Genomic DNA, 21,614 nt, shown 5'->3' with positions numbered 1-21,614 from the left:
AGTTTATCCGTTACAGACTGGTTGGCCTTACGTCGAGCCCTGCATCTGGAGCGGAGAAAACCCTGAAGAATTTCTCCTGGCCCTGCTTCAGCAGTGTTTCGGTCTCGGTACGTTTTTCATTCAACGGCCCACAGAGACCGGCACCTTCAAGAGCTGCGCCAACCACCCATTCGCCAGGCGGAAGTATGAAGGTCGCTTTCTCAGTGGGATCGAGTTTCGCAGCGCGCTCCCCATTGATGAAAACGGTGGCATAGCAGCCACTGCCAAGTAAGCCACTATCCCTGATTACAGTAATGCGGCCGGCGCCGGGCAGCTCAGATTGATGCGCCAACAAGCGTTCCTGCGGTGCCCTTACTGCTTGAGAACTCGGAACTGGCGAAGTTGCACACCCCGCCAACACCGCCAACGAAACCGCCGCGATCAAAATCCGCATAGTTACCGCTCCTTGTGAGATCGGCAGACGATAGCACTAGGTGGACAGAAACGAAAAAGCTCAGCGTAAAGCTGAGCTATCGTATCGCTCAAGGCTTTCAAAGATCATGGTTACTTCGAGTTCTTGAACCACATCTGTGCCGTACCCAGCATCATCCTGGCGTTATGTCGGTCCAATGCATAGGCTGGAACTTTAGTCAGAGGTAGTGAGCTCCCAGTAAAAACCAGCAGTGGCTCATCCGTCCCGCGCTCAAACACCAGTCGCGCATTGATCGATGTTAACTCTGGTTTGGCATTCAATACATCGAGTGTAAGCAGGCGCTGCATTGAGGGAAGCTCACTCCAGGCTACAAACAGAAAAATTGGCTCCAATCCGGCTGGAAACGTTTCGCGCTGTATACGATTTCCCAGCGTTATAAATTTGCTTCCAAGGTCATCGGTGAAATCTATCCATTGATTGCTGTCAGCTATACGCATGGGCAGCATTTTGTCGCGGAAGTTGGGGTTGGATCGGATGCCAAGTTCCTTATCGAAGTAGCTGTACTTGATCTCCGTCCGATCCATCTCATGAAAACGCAATGTTGCATATTTATCAAACGTCGACACGCTTTCACAGCCTGGCAGAAGGAGCGCGAAAACAGTGAGAGGCAAAGCTGAAAGCAATTTTCGCATGAGCATCCTTGCGATTCAGATGGAGATGGGAAATCTGAGCGCAAGCACTCTACACTACCTTGGCAAAGCATCCACCGAAAATGGAATTTCGATAGCAGGCTGTGACTTGCGCAAAAGGGAACAGGCTCTAGTTTCAAAAAAGTGGAGATTATTATGGAACGGCTTGTCACAACACTAACCAGCGCCACCCTTCTAGCCGCGCTGGTAGGCGGCATATTCGGAGGACTAAAGCTCTGGTTGGAAGATTCACGGAGAAAGGCTGCGACTCAAGCAGCGCTGTTTGCCGAGCTAGTTCACATCCAGCGACACTACGACATCACAGCCCAAGAACTAGGCAATCCCTCGAACAATGCCCCCATACGTAGACAGCTTCGATGGGCGCTTTACGGTAATTCAATCGGCGCCGCCAACATAAAAGAAAATGCCATTTTGGGAGCAAACGAGATGGCGCGCTTTCTACAGCTGGCATTTTTCATTCGCAACACCGACACTCTGATCAACGAACTGCTAGCTGATCAAGAAGACCCTCCGACTGCACAGCTGACAATTCTTGCTGATCGCTTAAGGTTTGGAGCTGACCTAGCAGATTATCTGATCACATACATGACCCAAAAGCGTCGCAGCCTTGCCAACGCCTCCAAGAGAGGGTTTCAACCTGTCAGGAGATCGCGGCGTGACAAGACGAACAACACTTAGTCCGATGGATTTGCCTTCTATTCAGCCCAACCCCTAGGTTGATCAGTTACCTTTCGGGACGGCACAGTGCCGCCAGTAGTTGACTGTGACCTCTGACCAATAACCGCCGTACAAATCCCGCTTGCTGTCCCGGTTGTACAGATGGTGCAGGATCGACCCTGGCGCCGGGTAGTGGTCGGGCTCGGTCTTCAGTACTCCATCGGCAAGGAAAATCGCGGCGTGGTTTGGAACCGGGGAGCGGATCTGCATCAGCACAAGGTCACCGTGTCGCAGGTTCGATACCTTCTCAAAGCCAGCAGCGGGCAGGTTCTCCAGGTACAGGTTGCCGCCCTTATCCCACCAGCCGTCCTCGCGCTCGTAGTCGCCGAGGTCAATGCCCATCTCACGACGGTAGAAGTCCAAGATGACGCTCAGGCAATCATGAACGCCATGGGCGAACTTGCGGCCGATCAGCGGCGCCTCGTATCCCTCAGGCAGAAAACTCACCATCTCGCCGGCGCGCACCTGGCCGTCGTCTCCCCGACGCACCTCGAGGATGTGCCAGGGTAAGCCAGAGGCCTCGCAGGAGACGCGATCCGCTTCGCTCGGGGTTGCCGGATAGTCGGGATGGCTGTGCACCACGGCGAGCACCCGGCCGCGATCCTCGGCGGCGGCGTAGTCCTCAGGAGCCAACCGGAAATGCTCGCTGGGCGTCGAGGCAGTGTTCCGGCAAGGGACGTAGATCTCCTTGCGCCCCTCCTGTACCAGCAGCCCGCAACACTCCCGCGGATACTGGGCAAACGCGTGGCGCTCGATCGCAGCACGATTTGCTTTGTTCATGGGTCAGTTCCTAATCAGGCCGGCCGCGGGGAATGAGCCGTAGGACAGGGGGTTGTTCTCGCCGAAACGCAGCTTGCAGCTTGTCAGACGTCCGCCGCATTTGTCCTTGGCAGCGTCGGTGACGATGATGTCGCTCTCATCGGCCACGGGCGGCCCGTTGTAGCCACAGTACGGCCCACGATACCCGCCGCAGCTGAGCCACCAGCAGACGTTCGCCACGATCTGGCGGCGCGGCAACTGCACGCCGGCAAAGTCCAGGGCCGTGGCCAACTCGAACTGAACGGTTTCGTCGTCCTCGGCAGCCTTGCGCTCGACATACCAGATGTCCGGCGGCAGCTCTTCGTCAGGGTCCGCCTCGGGCTGGCCATCCAGGTACTTGCCCAGCGTCCGATGCCGGATCAGCTTCGCGCCCACCAGATCTTCGAAGTACAGCACCAGCGCAGTAATGAAGCCGCCGACGTTGCCGACCGACAGCGTCGGGGTAGGCTGCGTGCCCTGCCCGGTCATCTCAAAACCTTCAGCCTTGATCGGCCAGGGGGAGTACTCCTCGCCCTGCCAGAAGATCGAGGACTGTTGCGGGTAACCATGGAAGCGATACAGCTCGGCGCCCAGCACTGTTGCGTCGAGCTCGAAAAGCTCCACCCACGCACCAGGCTCCAGTGTCTGGATATCAGCCGTGATTGGCATCGGGTTTCCTCAGGCAAAAATAAACCCGCGGGATAGCGGGCTGGATCAGGCGGGGCGGACTGGGCGCCTTGCGGGGTCAGGAAAGTCCAGGGACTCATGCCACAGCCGAACACTGGTACGATAGGTGAGCCATTGCTTACGAGTACCTGGCAATGCGTCCTCCGCCTCTTCCTCGATTGCCAGCAACTGGTTGGAAATGACTGACATCTCCAATGATTGCCATTCAAATTCTTCCGCTTTCATTTTTTCGAGGCTGGGGCCCCAGCCAGGGAACTGCCAAATCTGATCAGCAAATTCAGGCGCGTTGTCGCCGAGATTGAGCAGTTGTTCATCTTTGGGCGTTGCACCATCAGCGAAGCCTCCAATGTAGACACCGTCCAGACTCACAAAATGGTCAGTCATTAGGATTTACTCGCTTTAATACGAAATCGCCAGTTTGCAGGAGTTGCGAGAAAGGACGCGCTGGTGGTCGCGTTCCACAGGTATATGCCATTGGAAATAACATGTACGAGAATCTGCGTATCAGTTACGTACGCTCCGTGACCGTAGCCGTTTGGGCTAACTACGGAAAAGGACATACCCCCGATCGGGATTACCATTCCTACGGAGTAGTTTCCCTCGGCTACTGCGCAAACCAACTCGATCTGAACCCTTGAGGGTTTAGATGCCATACCGTGATTCACTGTTACAAGACCGCCGTTCGTCCAGCTCAAGTCACTGGACACATAACCAAATTCAAGATCATTTGTCTTGGCCGCCTGCGCATTCACATTCGTGGCCAGCGCCGTTACGTCAACGGTGCCCGGATTACTTACGCCGGTTGCGCCGACTGTGATCCAAACGACAGTTACGTTTGTTGCGCGTGTTTCTGTGCCAGTACGGGCAACACGGGAGGCGTCGAAAGTAGCATTCTGGAAGCCAGACAGTGCGGGACCAGCATCGTTGTAGGATTGAACGGTTGCAGCAGTTGCTGCGAATGCACCTGTGGTAGTACCCCCGTCGTACAGGTTTCGGTTAACTCGACCTGTCAGCTGACCTGTGATGTTCTGCAACTGGTCAAGCTGGAACGTGCCTGGCGTTCCCGCCGAATTCTTACCATGACCGCGCAGAACTGCAGCGGCTGGCGTCAGGCCGTCTGAATGCTTGCCGTTGGTGTCAGGCATGCGAAACGTAGTGGTGCCGTTGCCCGTCGAGTACTTGCCGCGCTGCAACGGATCAGAAATCCATGTTGCATCGCTGATTGCCTGGCCCGAAACAACCGACCAAAGCTCCGGCCAGGTCGCACGGTCAACAAGTTGTCCGTTATCCGGGAGGGTACCACCTGGAATGGATGCTTCAGATAGCGACCAGGGGAATTTCACCCCGACATAAATTCCGCCTGTTGCCGCCCCACCTTCGGTGGCGAGCATCTTCCCTGTGCATCGCCAGTTACCACCGCCCAGGGACGTGAACTGGAGGACGTCGCCTGCGGCCGTCGTGATGTCTGCTCCTTTGGGCAGAATCAACGACGTGGTGTTGTGGGTTAGCGTGACGGCTCCGGCAAACACCAGAGTCCTGACCGCGCCACTAGCAATGGAGTCGAATCCGGTGATGCCCGTAGTGCCCGTGATCGTAACGGTGTTGGCAGCCGCGGAGCCGATAGCGGGTGTCGCCGAGCTGGCCAGGGAAACGATATTCGCGTGGTTCAGGGCCCCGTTGAGTTTCCCGCCCGCCTTGTCGAGCTTGCCCGTCAACGCGGTAACCGCTGCACTGACCTGAGCCTGCAGCTTGCCAATACCAGAGAGAACGCTGTCAGTAGCAACTACGGCCTCGTTGAGCGATGTGCTCAGACCGGTGAGCGGAGTCGCCCGGACACGCGCAGCTGTGTGGTAGAGATTGATCGAGCCCTCCGGAACCTGATCGGTAGAGCCTGGCGACGACGGGATCATGACGTAAGCGGTACCGCTCCAGCGATACTGCCGTGTCGGGTTGCTGGGACTGTCACCGTCGTTGATCGCGATGTAGATTTTCCCGGTTTCGCCAACGGCCGGGAAATCTCCCAGGGTCGGGTACTCCAGTACGTCGTCGACGTAGCTCGGCAACTGGCTCGACGGGACCAAGCCCTCGACGAGCTGGGCCACAGTGATTCCCACCGCGCTGCTGGGAACCGCCTCGTCGGCTTTCGCTTGAGCAGTCACGGCCGCATCCAGCGCAGTCGCAGCGTCTGCGACACCCTGCTCTGCCGTCTCCTGCGCTGTGGTGGTACGAGTGTCGAGTTCAGCGAAGTTGGCATTGATCAGCGCGCCGCCCGACCGCAGGGTCTGCCCATTACCGTCGTTCGCCTGGCCGCCAATGTTGATTGGGACAATGCTCATGGGTGGAATGCCTGTTCGAAGGTAGCAATCAGTACGTAGGCATCTCCGCCTGCGTGCCGTGGTTGGTATTCGGCGCACTTGAAAAGCGCTGTGTCACCGAGCGGCTCAGTCCAGAAAAAGGGGATCGCCCCCTTATGTCTGTCGAGGAACTCAGCGATTTGTTTGATCCGGCTCTTCGAACCGGTAAAAGTCAGAGGCCAGGACTGAGTTTTGTTGTTGATGCCATCCTCGGCGGTCTGTTCATAGCCATCGCCAAACTTCGCCGACTTGATCCTGAAGCTGACGGTGCCGGCGGGCTCCTTGTTGGGAACCCAGGTAAAGGTTTCAGTTGCCATGCTTTTCCCCGGCAAAAAATAACCCCGCCGGAGCGGGGTCAGTCATATCAGCGTCCATTGATCGCTGCCCAAATTTGGCCACCCGGTTTCAGTTCTCGATTGATCTGCTCCTGAGCACCCTGTTTGGCTGCTTTCGCGTATGCCTGAGCAACAGCCTGGCCACCATCGGATGTGCCGCCACCCTGCCCCTCGGGCACGGGAAACGTCTGCTGAATGATCACCTGATTGCTGCTTGCGCCTTGGCCGCCGCCGAGTGCACGAACGCCCAGCTGACCTCCTGCGGTGCGGGTCAGTGGCATGATCGCCTCCTCGCCGGCCTCCCCCATCACACCGATGTTTCCACCGGCCATGCCAAACGCCGTCGGCTTGCTGACCACGGAGTTGGTGAAGGCGCCGCCGTTGGCGAACATCTGCACGCCACCCGACCATGCGCCGCCCATTGCTTGAACACTGCCAGGGGTGAAGCCAGACAAATCACCGGAGTATCCGGCCTGGGTCGAACCTGCGGAACCACCGCCACCGAAATAGCTGGTGGCGGCACCAAACAAACTACCCAGCAACGCTGAACTGGCTTGTCGAGTGGCGATCCGTGCCATATCCGCCAAGATCGATTTCGCGAAGTCGGCAAACGACAGCTTGCCGGTCATGGCGAAGTTGACGACCGCGTCCTCCATGGAGCTGAAGGCGTTGGTAAACAGGTTCTTTGTCTGCCCGGCGACATCCCGCGCCGACTCCAGGTAGTTCTGCCACGCCGAAGACGCACCTGCGCTCCAGCTACCCTGGGCCGCCGTCATGTCGTCGTAGTTGGCCTGCACCGTGTCGCGCAGATCCTGCTGCGTGGCTTTCAGCGCGGCCAGCTTCTGGTTGTACTCATCGAGGCTCATGCCTCGCGAGCCATCGCCGTACTGGTTCGCCAGCTCCAGGCGCTGCTGATTAAACCGGTCGTCGATGCCGTTTTGCTGATCCGTCAGGCTGCGCTGCCGATCGCCCTGGCCGAGGTTGGACGCTGCGCGCAGGCCCTGCTGACGCAGCGTGTCGACCTGCTGCTTCAGCGCACTGGTGTAGGTGTTGACGGCCAGGGTCTGCTTGCGCAGCCGGCCTTCCTCGTTGGTGGCGATGATCGCCAGCTCGCTGTCGCTGTCCTGCTGGGCCTTGACCATGGCGGTCCGGGCGTCAGCGATCTTCTGATCCAACTGGATGATCTGAGCGGCGCTCGTACCTTTTTTCGCCTTGGCAGCTTCGAGCGCGTCGATCTCGGCTTGGTATCCCTGGGCAACTTCGTCGGCCTGCTGCTTCAGCAAGCTGATGCGCTGCTCTGTGTAGCTGGCCTGCGAGATCACCCCGGCCCGCTGCGACGCCTCGAGTTCCTTGTCGGCGTTTTTGTAGTAGGCCAGGGTTTCGGCCAGGGCGTTCTTCGCGTTGTTGAAGCCGGTGGTGTCGACGCTGCCGGCGGGTGGTTTCGGGTCCTTGAACTTGTCGTTGATGTTCGACAGGTTTTTGTCGATCGCCGCCTGGGCCAGACGCGGATCGTTCGGGGAAACCTTACGAATATCCTCGAGCTGCCGCTTGTACTCCTTGATCGCCTCGGTGCGCTTCTGCTCGTTCGTCCACGACGATTTAGTCAGCGCATCGATTCTCGCCATGGACGACACTGCATCGCCCTGTGCTTTCGCCTGTTCGCCCTCCCACTTTGCGATGTCAGCCGCTGCAGCCTTCTGATCTTCCAGCATGTTCAGCTGATTGCTGTACAGCTCGACCATTTCTTTCTGGTTTTGGAAGACACCGACGTCACCGGCCTGAGCCGACGCCAGGTTGCGCCGGGCCTGCTCGATATCGGCGTCGATATCCGGCCGCCCGATGTTCTTCAGGTTATCGGCTGCACGCGCGACTGCGTTGTAGGCCTTCTCCCAAAAGCTCAGGTTTTCAAGGATTCTCGGGGTCCGCTCGTTGATAGCATCCGCGTACTGCTCAGTCGCCAGCTTCACCGCGCCCGCATGGTCACCCTGCTCTTCCAGGGCGGCGATCTGCGAGTAGACCGAAGCCGTCAGGTAGTGATACTGCTCGTTGAGCGCGGCAGACGCCTTGACCGGGTCGTCGGCGAGCTTGGAGAACTCGGCAACCGTCTCGCTGACGGCCTTGCCGGTGGCTTCCTGCATCGACACGGCAGCCTGAGTGATGCTGGTGAAGCTCTCACCAGCGATCTTCCCATTGCCAGCCAGAAGGGCCAGAACCTCGGCAGCCTGCCCAGTGGTGCCGACCGTGGCGCTCACCTGTCGCGCCATGTCGCCGAGCTGTACAGCGCTCACCCCGGCGTAGTTGCCGGTGAGGATCAGCGACTTGTTGTAGGCGTCCTGCTCCTTGCTGCCTTGGTAGTAGGCGACAGCCAGCGTGCCGACGGCAGCAGTGGCCAGCGCCAGCGGCGCGAGAATGGCCAACAGCCCAGCAGCGCCCGCACCCGCCCCAGCACCAAGCTGAGCAACGGCGCGAACACCGCTACCCCAATCGCCAGACGACAGCGCGTTGCCGAGCTGCACAACGTTTTCCTGTGCCTGGCGGGTGCCGAGTCGCAGTTTGTCGAAGCCGGTGGCGGTTTTGTTGAGCTTGTCGTAGTCCTTGTCGATCTTGCTCAGGGCCGTGTTGTACTGGTCCTGGCTGATTCGGCCGGCATCCAAGTGCTTGCCCAGTTGCTCGACCTGCGTGTCCAGCTTGGACATGGCGGCGCGGGCCGGGTCGATGGCACCCAGCAGGCTGTTCAGCGCCTTCTGCTCGTCCATGGTGGACTTGGCCAGGGCGACCTGTTGCTTGTCGAGCTGCGCACTGATTTTGGTGAATTCAGCTTCACCGTATGCGCCGGTTTGAGTGAGTTTCGCCAGGCTCTCGCGCTGCTTGGCCAGCTCCTGCGTGGAGGTCGCGCCTTTCGACAGCGACTTCTCCAGCGCCTCCATCTCCTTCATCAGGCCGACAGCGGACTGCTCAGCGCGATCGCCAGCCTTGGTCAGCTTGTCGAGATCGGTCGCAGCGTTGGCGGCATCAGCCGAATCGACCTTGATGCCGAGTTCTGCAATGTTCATCGACTCACCTTGAAAAAGTGCCCGTTTTTACGGGCTGTTGTCGCGTGCCTCAGCCATGACCGCGATGGCTTCCGACTCCATGGCCCGGATGTCCTGGAACACGCGGGGGCGATCCTTCGCCGGGACGCCGACGAGCCGCATCACACTGAGCAGCACGCCGTAATCAAGACCTGTTGCGCCGCACGCACCGGTGCGCCATTGAGTTCCCATGGCATCCATGACGAGGAAGGATGGCCAGTTATCCGGCCAGACTTCGAACGTTTCGTCATAGTCCTCGGGCGAGAAACCGAACACCGCCATTTGCTTGGCGGAGCTGTCACCTTCATACAGCGCACGGGCGGCGGCGGTCAGTTTCCCAGGCGAGCTTTGCCGAAGGCGTCGCTGTAAGCCTTAACGACTGCATCCGAAACGCCAACGCAGCTTTTCACCAATGCGGTGATCGACTCATCGTTGAGTTTGTCGCCAAAGCCCCACGACACCACCAGGTCCTTGATCTGCGCGACACCTTGCTCGACCTCGGCAGCAGTGACCTCAGACATGGTCGACTCGGTGCCGTTGAAGCGCTCGCCGAGGGCCTCAGCTTTCTCCTTCCAGGTGTCGAACAGCTCAGCCAGTTCGGTGCGGTCCCGATACTTGAACGTGAACGGGACCATGGCCGGCTTGCCGCCCACCTGGGGGATGGCCACATCGACGGTGAACGTCGGTTTCGGCGCGATGGAAAACTTTGCCATGGGAACCCCTTAGGCGTTGTAACGAGTTGGGCGGGAGGCGAACGACAAGGTGATGGTCCGCGTCATGATGTTGTTACGGCTCAGTGTCGGGGTCGCGGTGATCGACACATAGGCGTAGTAATAGATGGTCGCGCCGCCCGGCAGATTTGCGCGGATCAGGCGGGGCTCCTTGTCCTCGTCTGCCGCTTCGACAATCGAAACATAGGCCTGGGCGGGATCATCGGCCACCGGCAGCGTCATGCTGCTGGCCGACTTGTTCGTTGGCAGCTGACGGTCATCGTCGTCTTCAAGGAAGCCGTAAGTCAGGAACTGCTGCTCGCCGCCGTTTGCGGTTGGCTCGGTGATTTGGGAGATCTGCGTCCAGCCAGTGGCCTCCCGAACAGTGCCCGCGCCAGACCCCACCGGGTAACTCTTCACACTGGTGGTGTCCACGCCCTCAGCGGAGAACTCACCAGTATCCGAATCAATAACGCGGGCAGGTCTGCCATTCAGCTTCGCCCAGGCAGAATCGATCACGATCACGTCGCCATCAGTCAGGCCGTGGGCCGCCGCAGTGAGCACCGCCGGCTTGGCATTGCTGATCGCGGTGAATGCTTTCGGAGCGCTCAGGGTTGCCGCGATCTCGAATGTGGTGCCGTTGGGAATTTTGACACTCATGGGGTTTCCTCTTTGCAGAAATGACAGAACCCGCTCAATGGCGGGTTCTGGGGTTCGCCCAACGGGCTAAATCAGTTGGTGTCGGCGCGGTACAAGAACGAGACCGGTACCGTGTAGGTGGCGTCTTCCGATATACCAGGCCCGGGGTCAACCGGGCTCATGGTCACCGCGGTCAACGCTCCTTTCGTGTTGCGCTCATACAGTGGGAACAAAGCGGCGATCTGGTCTGCCAGCGCACCTGCCACCCCGCGGTACTTGCCGGACGGCATCACAATGCTGACCTGGAACACGCCGGTGTACAGCCTGTGGTCGCCGGCAAGCGTGTTGCTCGCGGTGTCGGCTGGCAGCGTGTAGGCCTTCAGGTAGGTTTCCCCGTCCTTCGGTGCGTAGGCCTCATTTTCGACCACCACTTTCAGCGGTACCGGCAAGGCTTTCGCCCAGGCGATCAGCCTGGCCTCGTAGATCGTAGCGATGATGTTGTGGCTCATACCTGGTTGTTCCTGATGGCCTCCTGCACGATCTGCTGGAAGCGGGCCACGGTGATGCGAACCATGCCGCCGGGCGCCTGGGTAGAATGACCGAACTCCAACGGAATCGCGTACGGCAGGTTGTTTATGAGGTAAGCCGTTTGGCCGGCTGTGAAGTCGCTGACTGCTGAAACAAGGGCAGCAATCGTCTCTTGGCCACTCGGGTCAACCTCGTCGAAAGTGACGTTTTCCACGACATCGATCGAAAGGTGCCAGTTGGCGCGAAATCGCCCACCTACGTAGCCTTCAGGCGCGACGATGTCCATTCCGTCGTTGAGTTTGCGCCCGGGCTTCAGCCGGCCGGCTTTCGTGAGATTGGCAGGGTCGCTGCGCAGGTCGCTGTTGTGGTCGTCAACAGCCTTGTTGTACTGGCTGGCCACCGCGTTCTGCGCCCATATTTCAGGGTTACCCACGGGCGACATGCGGATGACGCTACTGCCGACCTCTATGATGATTTCCCGTAGGCTGGCGTCGATGGCCTCCGTCGCCTGGGCGGCGAACTCCGCAAGACTCAGCGCGAAGCTGCCGGACTGGCCGGCGCCCGCGCGACTCACGATCTCACCTGCAGTTCGTACAGAATCGGCGTGCCAGCGGGATTGATCTCTTTCAGCGGAGGGACGATTGACCAGGTGCGACCCTGGATGATGACCTTATTCAGCAAGTCCGGTGCCCATTCCAGCCCCTTCGCGGCAATCTTGAGCTTCTTGTCGCCCTGCTTGATGAGGCTGTTGTTCTGGAATTCTTGCCCGCTGAAATCGAGCAGGATGCCTTGGGCGGTTTGCTCTTTGGTGCTGTCGGGCGGTGCTGATCCGGTTTCCGGGTCGTATTCGCCGGCAGTCGTTGCGCGGATGGTCACCGGCTGGCCGAACTCTGTGATCATCTCCAGAGCCATCACGGCCATTTCGTCGTAGAAGGCCATGAGGGCTCCAGATGTGAGAAGCCCAGCACTATGGCTGGGCCTTTTATTATTCGAAGCGTTTCCGTCGCTCTTCAATCATCTTGTCTGCAAAGTCCGCAGAAAACCGCGCAACGAACTCCGCCTGCCTGTCACCACTCCAGCCACTCGCTGTACCGGCGGCAAAGGCAGCCGCATATCGGTCCCACGCCAACCGCTCCTCCTTGAACCACTCATCATCGCTGTACTGCTGCTCTTCAATCCCTGTCATGCCTACCGTCCTCTGTGTTGAAACGGCAAACCTAACATTACGCTCGAACTGCGAACAGTCCGCGCTTCTGTAGGTAGTCAGCAAATTGGGTAGCGCTCGGTCGATCAGGCGACGCCGGCAGCAGTCGGCCGCTGGTGTTCGGGATCGTCGCGTACTCGCGATCGACAGCGCCTTCCACACGCTCGCGCGTAATCGCACCCTTCCGCTTCTCCACCGGGTCGATGTCGTCCTGATGGATCTCGGCGGCCAAGGCCATCTGTCCGTACTGGATCCGCGCCGGCAGGTAGTTGTCTGGTTTGATCTGGCAGTCCAGCTCAACACCCCGACGCGGCCAGGACAGGGCTTGCTCGCTGCTCATCTTGCGGCCTTTCCAGGTCTTGCCATCCATCGCCAAGGCAGCCCGGCGCAGCAAAGCTTCCTGCTCGGGAACACCTGCGGGGATGACCGTGCCGAATTTCACTGCATACAAGGCCAGGTCCTCGGCACTCGCGTAGCTTTCGGCGTCAGGCTTGCCGGTGCCGTCCTCGATGATGAGTGTCATGCGTCAACTCGCTGGAATGGTTTGAGATCGGCCACCGGGTCACCGGCAGCCAGCATTATCACGCCTTGGGCAGATCAGCGACGAGCTTTTCCAAGGATTCTTTCGAGGCGTTGGCCCGGTATGGCACCTTCGCTTCGTCGAGCTTGGCCTTCAGGTCGGCGATTTCCTTCGCTTCGGTATCCACCTGACCGGCTTTGTCGGCCCGCTGGTGAAGATCGTCTACCTGCAGTTGCAGAGCTTTCACCTTCTCGACTTCACCGTCACGCTCGCGGATGAGGCTTTCCACGCCGGCGTTTACCGCTTCGAACACCTGAAACAGGCGATCAGCGATTGGGCCAAGATCGCCTTCGGGGCGCACAAGCGCCTGATCAGCGAATGACTCGACGATCATGCCGACAGATTCGAGTTCGGCACGGAAGGCGTCGATATTGATGCTGGAGTTTCCGCCATCGATCAGCAGTACCGTCGGCCGCTCCTTGATCGTCACTTCCGGCACATCGTCGGCGGCATCTTCACGACTTTCGGTAACGCTTGCGTCGACGATGCGCAGGCCGCTTGCTTTGGCGAGTGCCTTCACGTCTTCCTGGTACTGGTGGAATGGACCAGGCAGATACCAGATGCTCTTGTTGCTCATGATCATGTCCTCGCCAAGCCGGGCGCTAGGCCCGACTCAGCTTTCAGGGTTACTTGGAGGCGTCACCGATCAGAGCCACACCGGCAGTGTGCTTGATGCTGGTTGCGGTCTTGTCCCAGTTGGTACCGGTCGCCAGTTCGGCGTCGGTTGGAGACTTGCCGCCGGCGGTGGTGTCCCAGGTGTAGCCCTTCAGGCCCAGGCCGAAGGTGTAGTCGGTCTGGAGTGTGGTTTCGATACGCTCCTTGCCGTTGGTGGTCTGGACGTTGCTGATGATGTCGCGGCCGTCGTGAACCAGCGCAGCACCTTGCACCAGGGACAGGATGATTTCCTTGTTCGGGGTGCCGGCCTGCATCAGCGCCGGGGCATCCGTCACAACGGAGATCTTGCCCAGAATGTCGATCACGCGGACGTTACCGGCCTGGAACAGCTGGTTCTGGTTTGCCAGGTTCTGGCCGACCAACTTGTGGTAGCTGGTGCCCTGCATCACCTGGGTTACCAGGTTCTGGCTCGCATCGCCGAACTTCGCATGGGCGTTGTTCAGGCCCGCGTAGGTGATGCCAGCGGTAGCCGACACATCGTTGACCGCGGTGGCCTGGGCGGTGATTGCAGCAACCAGGGCAGCGATCGCGGTGTTCAGCTGATCCTTCAGCAGGATTTCAGCGAACGCGCGGCTGGCGACCTCGATGCCTTGCGCGGTTGGGCGCTCCAGCCAGGTCATTTGCGACGGCTCGTAGCGGATCGGACCGAAGCCGCCGGCTACCTTCACCGAAGTGTTCTTCAGTTCAGTCAGATCGGTTGCAGCGACAGTAGCGTTCGCGCTGTAGCGATCCACGCGGCGCTGGGCAGCGGCCAGAGTCTGGAAGAACGACTCTTGAAGAAAATCGCCCGTGAAGCCGTCCGGGGACAGCACGATTGCACCGCGGCTTGCGGCGTTGAAAGCGGCGAGATACTGATCCAGCGTCTCGAGAGTCGCCGGCATGATGTATTCGTTGAAAACCTGCATTTGCGACAGGGACATGGATTATTTCCTTACGATTGAGGGAGATCTGGGAACCGGCTGGCGATCGCCGCCGTACGTTCCGTCTTGGTGCCGCCGATGTTTCCTTTCGGGGCCCCGCCCCCACCACCTGCACCGCCGGCCCCGCCGCCCGATGCCTTGCTACCTGCAATGAGCGGCGCGAACGCCACGTCATTTGCGAATTCTGCTTTCAGCTCATCCAGCGTTGCCGCCGAGAGCTTGCCCTGCGGATCGAGGACGACCACAACAGGCTTCCCGTCGCGCTGCTCGACGCCCAGGCGGCGTTCGATGTGCGGCAACAGGGCTTTGGCGCTGCCTGGAATTGCCAGGGCAGACGCGATATCAGTAGCGGTACGGCCGACGGTCAGATCCCGGATCTGTCCGCCCAGCGTTCCACGCTCCTGCTCCAGCATGCCGTTCAGCTCAGCTTCGCGGCGGTTGTATTTTTCAGTCCAGGATCGTTCGAGCTCTTCGACGTTGCCGGACTTGCGAGCGGCTTCTTCGCGATCAAGGCGGGCCTGCTCTTCAGCATCCTTGCGTGCCTTATCCGCGGCCTTCTTCTCGTCCAGAAGCTCCTGGACTTTGGATTTCAGGCCGGATACGTCTTCTGGCTGCGGCAGGCCTTCGATACCGAGGACAAACTTGCCTTCCTTCTCGGTGTAGAGCGATTTAACGGAGTCATCGAGACCGTCAAGAGTGTCCAGCTGATATTTCAAACCCATTTGCTTGTCTCCCAGAGACGATTTGCAGGCCCTGCCCGCAGATATGAAAAAGCCCCGTCATTGACGAGGCCTGTGTGAATCGTTTTCGCTTACTGAATGCCCGCCCGCTCGAACGCCAACGGCTCCAAGGCCTTCATCTCCTTCAGCGTCAGCGGCGCAAAGTTACGATCAAGCTGCAGTTCGAAGAATCGCTCGATCGTCAGGCCACCTTCGCGGAACAGCTTGGCGCGGACCGGGCCGATGGCCTTGTCCTGAAACGCTGCTGGCTGCTGCTGGAGCCAGTCGTAATAGCTGAGGTCTGCCCTCACCTGCTGGGCTCCCCCATCACCGATGGATGCGCGCGTGGCATCCTTGGCGAACAAGGCGCTGAAGCGCGTCACAGCCACCACCGTCGAGCGGCAGTTGATGTGGATCGGTGGCCTCGGCCCCTCAGTCAGCTTGAACCTGCGCTTATCGAGCGTCCTGCACTGGCTTGTGGTCTTGGAGTCCAGGGTGCTGACCCACTCCACCGACTGCACGACGTCACTGTTTTCCTTCAGCGTCTCCATGCGCGCCTGAGTGGCGACGTGCTGCACTGCCGTCCGCACGATGGCGCCGGCGTTGCGGTTGGTCGTCGCCAGGATGCCGTCGTTGTACTGGAGGGCCTTGGTGCCGCGAATATTCTTGATGATCTGGAAGTTGGTTTGGCCTTCGAAGAAGCCCTGCCTGATCGCACCTGTGAGGCGTTGCCGCTCCGTGGCGGTGAAACCATCAATGAACGACTTGAGCAGCTTCCCGCCGTCGGCACCGCGCACGCTGAGCGGATTGGTGAGGATCGCCGCCCTGATTGCTGCAGCACCTGGCACTGCTGCATCGAAGGTGACGCCCACCGGCGCCGCCCGGGTCAGACTGGTCGCCTCAAACTCGGCCTCGTAGTTGGCGATGTCCACCAGGTCGAGGTTCAGCTTTTCGCTATAGCGGTCGAAGATGCCCAGCAGCAGGCTATCAACCTCGCTCAGCAGTCGCTCCAGCCGCGCGACGGTGTAATCCGTCAGGTCTGCCCGGGTCAGTCGCTCGCGGATCGAACGGTCAATTTCCTTCAGGAAGGGAGCGAACTTCGCAACCTCCCCCGACTTCAGCTGCTCCAGGAAGACGGCGTGACGGATGGTGGCGTCAAGGATTGCTTGGTTTGCCGCCATTCGGGATTACCTCGTCGTCATCCAGATCAGGCCCAGTGCTTTGCGCTTCCAATTCGCCCCGGATGTCGTCGTCCGTTTTCTCTGGGTTGATAACGCCGCGATCGCGCAGGTACTGCCAGAAGTCGCCCTCTGGCAGCTTGCCGCCCTGCACCGCATTGAACAGCGCTGCCAGGATCGTTGCGTCCAGGGTGATTTGGCTGAAGTCCTGATTGAGCTTGTAGAGCGCTTCGCCCTGGGCATTCACGAACTCGGCCATCCAGACCAGGCACTGGCTGTAGGCCTCGCTGACGTTGCTGACCACCAACGACAAGACGCTGTGTTCGGCGGCGCTGTCGTTGTCGGCTTGGGTCGCGGTCTTCACCGCGCTGCCCCGCTCGATCAACCGGGCGCCGAGAGAAACCATGTCCTCTTTCTTGGAGTCCATGGCCTCTTTGGCCACCGTGTTAGGCTGAGCCTGCCATACCCCGCAAGTACCACTGACAGGCAATAGCCACGGTGCGCGGGAGCCGAGGAAGATGCCGTTCTTCTCCATGTTGTCGCGCCATTGCTCATCGAGCCCCGCCATCCACGGCTGAGGCTGGCCCACTAGGTAGGCTGCCTCTTCGTAGTCAGCGCTGTTGCGGTAGTGGCCCACATTGACTTCCGCCATGTCGTAAAGGGGCGAATCGTCGATTGTTGTGTCGTTGTTCTCGCTGCCCAGGAACTGGAAGGGGATTACGCGCCACGGTTGGCCGATGCCATTCAGTGGCGTGAAAGGCGCGATGATCATTGCCGTCTGGCTTGAGCCCTCTTCCCACACTTCTTGCGTATACACACCGGCATCATCCAGGCGAAGCACACGGTATTGGACCACCTGCTCACTACCGAAGCCGTCGTCAGTGTCGGTATCGACCGTCTCACGCAGAACGACGAGACTCAGCAGGTGCTGCCCACCGACTTGGCGTGTCTTCCAGTTGATGATGGCCTCAGCCGGATAGCTGCCAACGTTCGCCCTGGCACGTCCAGCCCGCTCGTCCGCCTTGCTCACCGTGCCTGCTTCGACGGCTGCGTAGTCCACCAGCAGCCCGTGACGACCAACCTCGAGCAAATGCCCGATAACCGACTGCGACTGCTGGTAGATGCTCACGCCCTGCCCGTCAATATCCTTCGACACGTAGCCGAGAGCGCCTGGGACAGTTAGCGTTGGCCAGGTACGGAACACCGCACCGACCAAACTGTGTTTCGTTCGCCCCGTGGCGTTGTAGAAGACCGCTCGCTTCTTGTACGCATCGTAACGAGCCTTATTGTCTTCGCTGGTGTCAGCTGCGTTTGGCCGTGGCAGGTAATAATCACCAGCAGCCTTTACGGTTTCCGATCCTTTGCAGACGTCACGCACCAAGCGCCAGCGGTATCGCGCCGCCTTGTACTCGGGACGGGTAAAAGTGACGTCCGTCATCGGGCGACTCCCATTTTCATTGAGGTGACCGGTTTAACGATCGGGTACTCGCGGTGAATGAAGTAACCGCCGCCGTCGTTGGCGTGGTCGTTGCCCTGGCTCTTGTCTGGCTCCCCGTTGGGTGCCCAGATCTGTTGCTCCAGCCCGTCGGCGTATGTCGGGCAGGTGAACGGGTTGACTAGGTAACGTCGCTCGCCCTGCGCGTTGCAGAACATGGCGTTCATGGCGTTGATTCGATCCTTCACCGGTGGGTTGGCCGCCGGCGCAATGACCGTGAAGCCTGCCTGCTTGAGCATGGCTATATCGGTGACGCTGGCATTGACCGACTTGCGCGAATCCCCGGAGGCGTCTGGGTAAATCCGGATCTCACAAGTTTTCCTGAAATCGTTGCCGGTGTGTTCCCAGTACCGCTCCTTGATGCGGCGGATCATGTCAGGCGTGTCGTAGCCATCCATCAACTCATCAACGGCACGCGGCAGGCCCTGGTCACGTTTGACGTGGGTGATCGCCGCCATCTTGCCAACGTTGAAGTCCATGCCGATGAACAGCGGCTCGCCCGCCTGCACAGTATCGAAACACTGGTTCAGCTTGCGGTCGTACGCGTGATAGATCGATCCGGAAGTCAGGTTGACGAACTGGCCGTTCAGGTACGCACGGATTAGTTGCTCGGGGTATGACTCCATCAGCGAGGCGATGTAGTCGTCGGGCAGGTTCAGTTCGTTGTCGAAGGTGCTGGCCTGAATCAGCCCATACATGTCCTTCAGCGCCGGCTTGTCGCGCAACTGCTTCACGAACTGGAGAAAGACGAACTTGAAGCCTTCCGGCGTCGTGGTCACGTCCACGCCGTTCTTCAAGCCCGGCAGGTTGTAACGCATCCGAGCAATGATCTTGCGCCAGGCTTGCTGAGCCTTGATCGACGTCAGCACGTCCAGCTCATCCACCAGGGCGTGACCGATCTTGAAGCCGACGATGGTCTGCGGCTTCTCCATCGACCGGCAAATCACAGTGCCGCGATACTGCCGGCCGCTGTAAATGTGAACCTCATGGTTCGCCTGGTTGATCTTGGTCTTCAGCCCCCAGTCGTATGCAACCTCCTCCATCGTGGGATAGAAGATGTCTCGGATTTGCGGGTAAGTCGGTGCGAAGTAACCAGCGTTGACGCCCGGCCACTCCATGAAGTGCTTGCTGAGCGCCGAGCAGCCGACCCAGGTCTTTCCGGAGCCGAAGCCAGCAACGAAGGCGCGAAACTTGTGGGGCAACAGGAGGAATTGCGACTGCGGAACATTAAGGCTCGGCATTCGGCTTCCTCGCATCCACTACGTCGACCTGGATGCGCGTCGGGATTGCCGGCTCATCGTCTGGCTCATCCTTCCGGTGGCGATTGACATAGACGTCGCCGACTTCCTTCGCGGCCTGCTCGAGGATCTGCATGGCCAGGCCGATGTTCTTCATCGTCTCGGCCCGCTCCACAAATCGATTCATGGTGCGCAGGCGAACAGCGCGATTGGCAATTGGTATCTCTGCGGTTTCTTCGCGGAAGCGCTTTCGTGTGTCGTGAAACAGCGTCACCCACTTGGCAGCAAGGTTCACCCCGGCGCGCTTGGTTGGGTCGTGCTGCTCCACCTGCTGCCGGGTCACATCGATATCAAATTCCTGCTTCACCGTTTGTGAGACTTGGGTCGGAGTGTCGAAGCACGCCAAAGCCTGAACGATGAAGGCTTTCACATCGTTTTTCAGGGCTGCCATAGATTGAATTCCGTCTCATGCCTGTCTCACATTCAGGCCAACTTGAGCAGACAGGTTCCGCAGGCCCTCGCAATGTTCAATTTCCCCACCTCGGCGGGCTTGTTTGCTGCATCCACCATCAACTGGACGTCAGGGCTCGCACCATAGCGGCGGACCACTCCGACAAACTCTTCCACGTCGTGGCCCTGCAGCTTGATCTTCGGTGCGCCGTCCTGGGTGAATGCCGGCTGACCGTACTTGTCGGTGGCGTGAGCCAGGTGATACAGCTCGTGTTCGATCAGTGCGCAGAACTCGAGGTCGCTGCACTGAGCGCAGTAATCGGCGGCCAGCGTGATGATGAAGGCCGGCACCTCGCCGAACCAATCGCGCATCTGTTGTTCCATCCGGGCCTTCTGCCAACCACCAGCGCGGAACGCTACCTGCTCAGCTTGACCAAGCACCGTCCGACCCTGCTTCTCGAAGCATGACGACGCCCACATGACCCGTACGTCAGCGTCGATCAGGTGTGCGTGGTCTTCGTTGTGAATGCTGCCGGTGTCGGCGAGTATCTCGGCTTGGAGCCACTCCCACACTTCAGGCGCTGGCGTGAGCCGGATACCGAAGTCGGATAGATCAGACAGATCGAGCAAAGAAGCTGGCGGGTATGGCCTATCCATGATCAGTTACCACCCACCCGCCATCTTGCTACCCATCGCCAGCCCGAGAACGAACACAAGAGCGACCCACATCCCGATATGGTCCATGGCGGTGTTCCTCGTCGCGTGTCGCGACACGTTTTGGTTATCCGCGAAACGTGTCGCGACTTACGATTTTCTGCTCTCGATGCCTTCCGGAGCCTTCGGGCACCCCATGCAGTGCTCACAGTTGAGCGCGCGGCAGAGCCAGGCCTTGACCTGCTGCCACCAGATGACCATGAAGATGTGACGCGCACCGGCCAGAGCCAGCGATACGTGCAGTGTTACCCCGGCAGAGCTTGGCCCGAAGAAGAAGCTCTGATTGCGAGCCATCACAACGAAGCCACTGATGGCGATCGCCGAGTAGATCAGCTTTCCGAGAATGCCGTCCCTCACCTTCCCGCTCAGTACGCACCATGCTGCCCACAGCGCGATAAGGCCGCAGGCGATGGAGTTGATCAGTTCAAGATTCATGGGTTGCCTCCCCCGAACCGCTGGCGAATGAGCGCCCAGAGATCAGCGGATTTGATGGCTCGATTGATGGCCGCCAGGAGCGAACCGCCGAAGGCACCCAGCAGGAAGCCGATGCCGGCGACGATCTTCGGCTCGGTCACGCCCAGATAGGTGCTGACCATGCTCGTAAGGTAGATCGAGCAGGCCATGCCGGTGATGAGGAAGATCATCCAGGCACGCCAGTCGTTCAGGTCGTCCTTATGCCACCAGCTGGCGATCACGGCGCCAACCAGTCCTGCGATCAGCAATTCAAACCTGTCGATCTTGTCGAGCAGGCGCTGCAATAACTCCATGCGCTCGACTCCGTGGGTGCATGTGAATAGGTCGGCGTCCGCTGCACTCCCAGCTCGGAGCAATGGGTGTGGGAGCCGAAAACGAAAAGCCCCAGCGGATGCTGAGGCCAGAAATTGATGAAAAACAGTCCGTTAAGGATTGTCGGACAATTCTTTGAATTTTTCCGGTACACAAAAATCTTTACTTCATGAGCAATAGGAGGACTCATGAAACCGATAGATCTTTTCGTAATTGAATACAGACTTCACGGGAAGCCGAAGTCATTCATCATTCGAACGAAGCTGATGAACAACACGGAAGCGTGGCAGTGGGCGAGCTGCGACGCAGGCCTCGTTCCAATACCTAAGCCAGGCCGGCCGCCGCTTAAACGTTTTTCTAAACCCATGGCGGAAAGGTTTGGCGTTACAGATGTCCAGTGGCGAGAGTCACAAGCCCTCGCTTGGGACGAGGAGCACTCCAATGACCGAGAGCATTCTGGGTTTTAGAGATGAGCGTTTTTGGGACGACGAAATAGCCGCCAACACTGAGCTTTTTCGTCAAGCAGACGCGCTCGATGAAGCCGCTTACAGGATCATTCAGTACGACCGAGGAAGTGCTGAAGCCTGGACCCGCTTCTCTGAAGCAAAAGCTATTGCAGATGCAAAACGAACGGCCGCTTATCAGGACTGGATGCGAATTAAGCGCGCGATGAGGAATTGATTGCTCCGAAGCC

Annotated in this window: 29 protein-coding genes; 3 read left to right on the top strand and 26 right to left on the bottom strand. The window is 59.3% G+C overall.

Annotated elements, in window-relative coordinates; genetic code table 11:
* Nucleotides 1-10: 10 nt before the first annotated feature.
* Together AB4N33_RS03975 and AB4N33_RS03970 are read right to left on the bottom strand one after the other, a co-directional pair.
* Entirely contained in the window at nt 11-433 is a 423-nt protein-coding gene (locus AB4N33_RS03975; RefSeq protein ID WP_476456494.1) for a hypothetical protein, read from the bottom strand.
* Nucleotides 434-543: 110 nt separating this feature from the next.
* Nucleotides 544-1,104, bottom strand: coding sequence for a hypothetical protein (locus AB4N33_RS03970; RefSeq protein WP_476456493.1), 561 nt, complete (start codon nt 1,102-1,104; stop codon nt 544-546).
* A 153-nt stretch (nt 1,105-1,257) separates the two neighbouring features.
* On the opposite strand from AB4N33_RS03970, the gene AB4N33_RS03965 reads away from it, so the two are divergent.
* Nucleotides 1,258-1,800: a hypothetical protein gene (locus AB4N33_RS03965; RefSeq protein ID WP_460116598.1), complete on the top strand. Its 543-nt coding sequence runs from the start codon at nt 1,258-1,260 to the stop codon at nt 1,798-1,800.
* Nucleotides 1,801-1,842: 42 nt separating this feature from the next.
* Here the strand turns inward: AB4N33_RS03965 and AB4N33_RS03960 are convergent, their stop codons facing one another.
* From AB4N33_RS03960 to AB4N33_RS03845, 24 genes are all read right to left on the bottom strand, one after another.
* Nucleotides 1,843-2,619: a C40 family peptidase gene (locus tag AB4N33_RS03960; protein ID WP_476456492.1), complete on the bottom strand. Its 777-nt coding sequence runs from the start codon at nt 2,617-2,619 to the stop codon at nt 1,843-1,845.
* Nucleotides 2,620-2,622: 3 nt separating this feature from the next.
* Nucleotides 2,623-3,306, bottom strand: a complete 684-nt coding sequence (locus AB4N33_RS03955; RefSeq protein ID WP_476456491.1) for a phage minor tail protein L — start codon at nt 3,304-3,306, stop codon at nt 2,623-2,625.
* 45 nt (nt 3,307-3,351) lie between these two features.
* On the bottom strand, nt 3,352-3,708 hold the full coding sequence (locus tag AB4N33_RS03950) for a hypothetical protein (protein WP_476456490.1): 357 nt from the start codon (nt 3,706-3,708) through the stop codon (nt 3,352-3,354).
* Complete coding sequence (locus AB4N33_RS03945; RefSeq protein WP_476456489.1) at nt 3,708-5,660, bottom strand: hypothetical protein; 1,953 nt, start codon at nt 5,658-5,660, stop codon at nt 3,708-3,710. Before AB4N33_RS03945 ends, AB4N33_RS03950 begins: the two co-directional genes overlap by 1 nt.
* Nucleotides 5,657-5,995 carry a phage tail protein gene (locus AB4N33_RS03940; RefSeq protein ID WP_476456488.1) on the bottom strand — a complete coding sequence of 113 codons (339 nt, stop codon included), beginning with the start codon at nt 5,993-5,995 and terminating at the stop codon, nt 5,657-5,659. Before AB4N33_RS03940 ends, AB4N33_RS03945 begins: the two co-directional genes overlap by 4 nt.
* 47 nt (nt 5,996-6,042) lie before the next feature.
* Nucleotides 6,043-9,066, bottom strand: coding sequence for a phage tail tape measure protein (locus AB4N33_RS03935; RefSeq protein ID WP_476456487.1), 3,024 nt, complete (start codon nt 9,064-9,066; stop codon nt 6,043-6,045).
* Between the two features lie 27 nt (nt 9,067-9,093).
* A complete protein-coding gene (locus AB4N33_RS03930) occupies nt 9,094-9,366 on the bottom strand; it encodes a DUF1799 domain-containing protein (protein WP_476456486.1) in 273 nt (90 codons plus the stop codon).
* A 47-nt stretch (nt 9,367-9,413) separates the two neighbouring features.
* On the bottom strand, nt 9,414-9,797 hold the full coding sequence (locus AB4N33_RS03925) for a phage tail assembly chaperone (RefSeq protein ID WP_476456485.1): 384 nt from the start codon (nt 9,795-9,797) through the stop codon (nt 9,414-9,416).
* Between the two features lie 9 nt (nt 9,798-9,806).
* A complete protein-coding gene (locus tag AB4N33_RS03920; protein WP_192308446.1) occupies nt 9,807-10,454 on the bottom strand; it encodes a phage tail protein in 648 nt (215 codons plus the stop codon).
* A 71-nt stretch (nt 10,455-10,525) separates the two neighbouring features.
* On the bottom strand, nt 10,526-10,942 hold the full coding sequence (locus AB4N33_RS03915; RefSeq protein ID WP_476456484.1) for a phage tail terminator-like protein: 417 nt from the start codon (nt 10,940-10,942) through the stop codon (nt 10,526-10,528).
* Nucleotides 10,939-11,535: a hypothetical protein gene (locus AB4N33_RS03910; protein WP_476456483.1), complete on the bottom strand. Its 597-nt coding sequence runs from the start codon at nt 11,533-11,535 to the stop codon at nt 10,939-10,941. The genes AB4N33_RS03915 and AB4N33_RS03910 overlap by 4 nt, the downstream gene beginning before the upstream one ends.
* Nucleotides 11,532-11,900, bottom strand: coding sequence for a hypothetical protein (locus AB4N33_RS03905; protein ID WP_476456482.1), 369 nt, complete (start codon nt 11,898-11,900; stop codon nt 11,532-11,534). The genes AB4N33_RS03910 and AB4N33_RS03905 overlap by 4 nt, the downstream gene beginning before the upstream one ends.
* Nucleotides 11,901-11,946: 46 nt before the next feature.
* Nucleotides 11,947-12,147, bottom strand: coding sequence for a hypothetical protein (locus tag AB4N33_RS03900; RefSeq protein WP_414864886.1), 201 nt, complete (start codon nt 12,145-12,147; stop codon nt 11,947-11,949).
* Between the two features lie 37 nt (nt 12,148-12,184).
* Complete coding sequence (locus AB4N33_RS03895; protein WP_476456481.1) at nt 12,185-12,688, bottom strand: DnaT-like ssDNA-binding protein; 504 nt, start codon at nt 12,686-12,688, stop codon at nt 12,185-12,187.
* Between the two features lie 58 nt (nt 12,689-12,746).
* Complete coding sequence (locus tag AB4N33_RS03890; RefSeq protein WP_476456480.1) at nt 12,747-13,322, bottom strand: hypothetical protein; 576 nt, start codon at nt 13,320-13,322, stop codon at nt 12,747-12,749.
* A gap of 49 nt (nt 13,323-13,371) precedes the next feature.
* Nucleotides 13,372-14,340 carry a major capsid protein gene (locus tag AB4N33_RS03885; protein ID WP_476456479.1) on the bottom strand — a complete coding sequence of 323 codons (969 nt, stop codon included), beginning with the start codon at nt 14,338-14,340 and terminating at the stop codon, nt 13,372-13,374.
* 11 nt (nt 14,341-14,351) lie between these two features.
* Entirely contained in the window at nt 14,352-15,062 is a 711-nt protein-coding gene (locus AB4N33_RS03880) for a hypothetical protein (protein WP_414864890.1), read from the bottom strand.
* A gap of 89 nt (nt 15,063-15,151) precedes the next feature.
* Nucleotides 15,152-16,240: a minor capsid protein gene (locus tag AB4N33_RS03875; protein WP_476456478.1), complete on the bottom strand. Its 1,089-nt coding sequence runs from the start codon at nt 16,238-16,240 to the stop codon at nt 15,152-15,154.
* A complete protein-coding gene (locus AB4N33_RS03870; RefSeq protein WP_476456477.1) occupies nt 16,215-17,675 on the bottom strand; it encodes a DUF4055 domain-containing protein in 1,461 nt (486 codons plus the stop codon). Before AB4N33_RS03870 ends, AB4N33_RS03875 begins: the two co-directional genes overlap by 26 nt.
* Complete coding sequence (locus AB4N33_RS03865) at nt 17,672-18,973, bottom strand: terminase large subunit domain-containing protein (RefSeq protein WP_476456476.1); 1,302 nt, start codon at nt 18,971-18,973, stop codon at nt 17,672-17,674. The genes AB4N33_RS03870 and AB4N33_RS03865 overlap by 4 nt, the downstream gene beginning before the upstream one ends.
* Complete coding sequence (locus AB4N33_RS03860; protein ID WP_476456475.1) at nt 18,960-19,421, bottom strand: DUF2280 domain-containing protein; 462 nt, start codon at nt 19,419-19,421, stop codon at nt 18,960-18,962. Before AB4N33_RS03860 ends, AB4N33_RS03865 begins: the two co-directional genes overlap by 14 nt.
* 32 nt (nt 19,422-19,453) lie before the next feature.
* Nucleotides 19,454-20,077 (bottom strand): putative metallopeptidase, encoded by a 624-nt coding sequence (locus tag AB4N33_RS03855; RefSeq protein ID WP_476456474.1) that lies wholly within the window; start codon nt 20,075-20,077, stop codon nt 19,454-19,456.
* A gap of 147 nt (nt 20,078-20,224) precedes the next feature.
* Nucleotides 20,225-20,569: a hypothetical protein gene (locus tag AB4N33_RS03850; RefSeq protein WP_476456473.1), complete on the bottom strand. Its 345-nt coding sequence runs from the start codon at nt 20,567-20,569 to the stop codon at nt 20,225-20,227.
* Nucleotides 20,566-20,901, bottom strand: a complete 336-nt coding sequence (locus tag AB4N33_RS03845) for an MFS transporter (protein ID WP_476456472.1) — start codon at nt 20,899-20,901, stop codon at nt 20,566-20,568. The genes AB4N33_RS03850 and AB4N33_RS03845 overlap by 4 nt, the downstream gene beginning before the upstream one ends.
* Nucleotides 20,902-21,108: 207 nt before the next feature.
* Between AB4N33_RS03845 and AB4N33_RS03840 the strand changes: the two genes are divergently transcribed.
* Together AB4N33_RS03840 and AB4N33_RS03835 are read left to right on the top strand one after the other, a co-directional pair.
* Entirely contained in the window at nt 21,109-21,387 is a 279-nt protein-coding gene (locus AB4N33_RS03840) for a DUF6555 family protein (RefSeq protein ID WP_476456471.1), read from the top strand.
* Nucleotides 21,362-21,601 (top strand): hypothetical protein, encoded by a 240-nt coding sequence (locus AB4N33_RS03835; protein ID WP_476456470.1) that lies wholly within the window; start codon nt 21,362-21,364, stop codon nt 21,599-21,601. Before AB4N33_RS03840 ends, AB4N33_RS03835 begins: the two co-directional genes overlap by 26 nt.
* The last annotated feature ends 13 nt before the right edge of the window (nt 21,602-21,614 follow it).

Source organism: Pseudomonas sp. S1_E05 (assembly GCF_056337105.1).
Note: the sequence above shows the minus strand (reverse complement) of the source record. Positions and strands in the feature narration are given on the sequence as shown.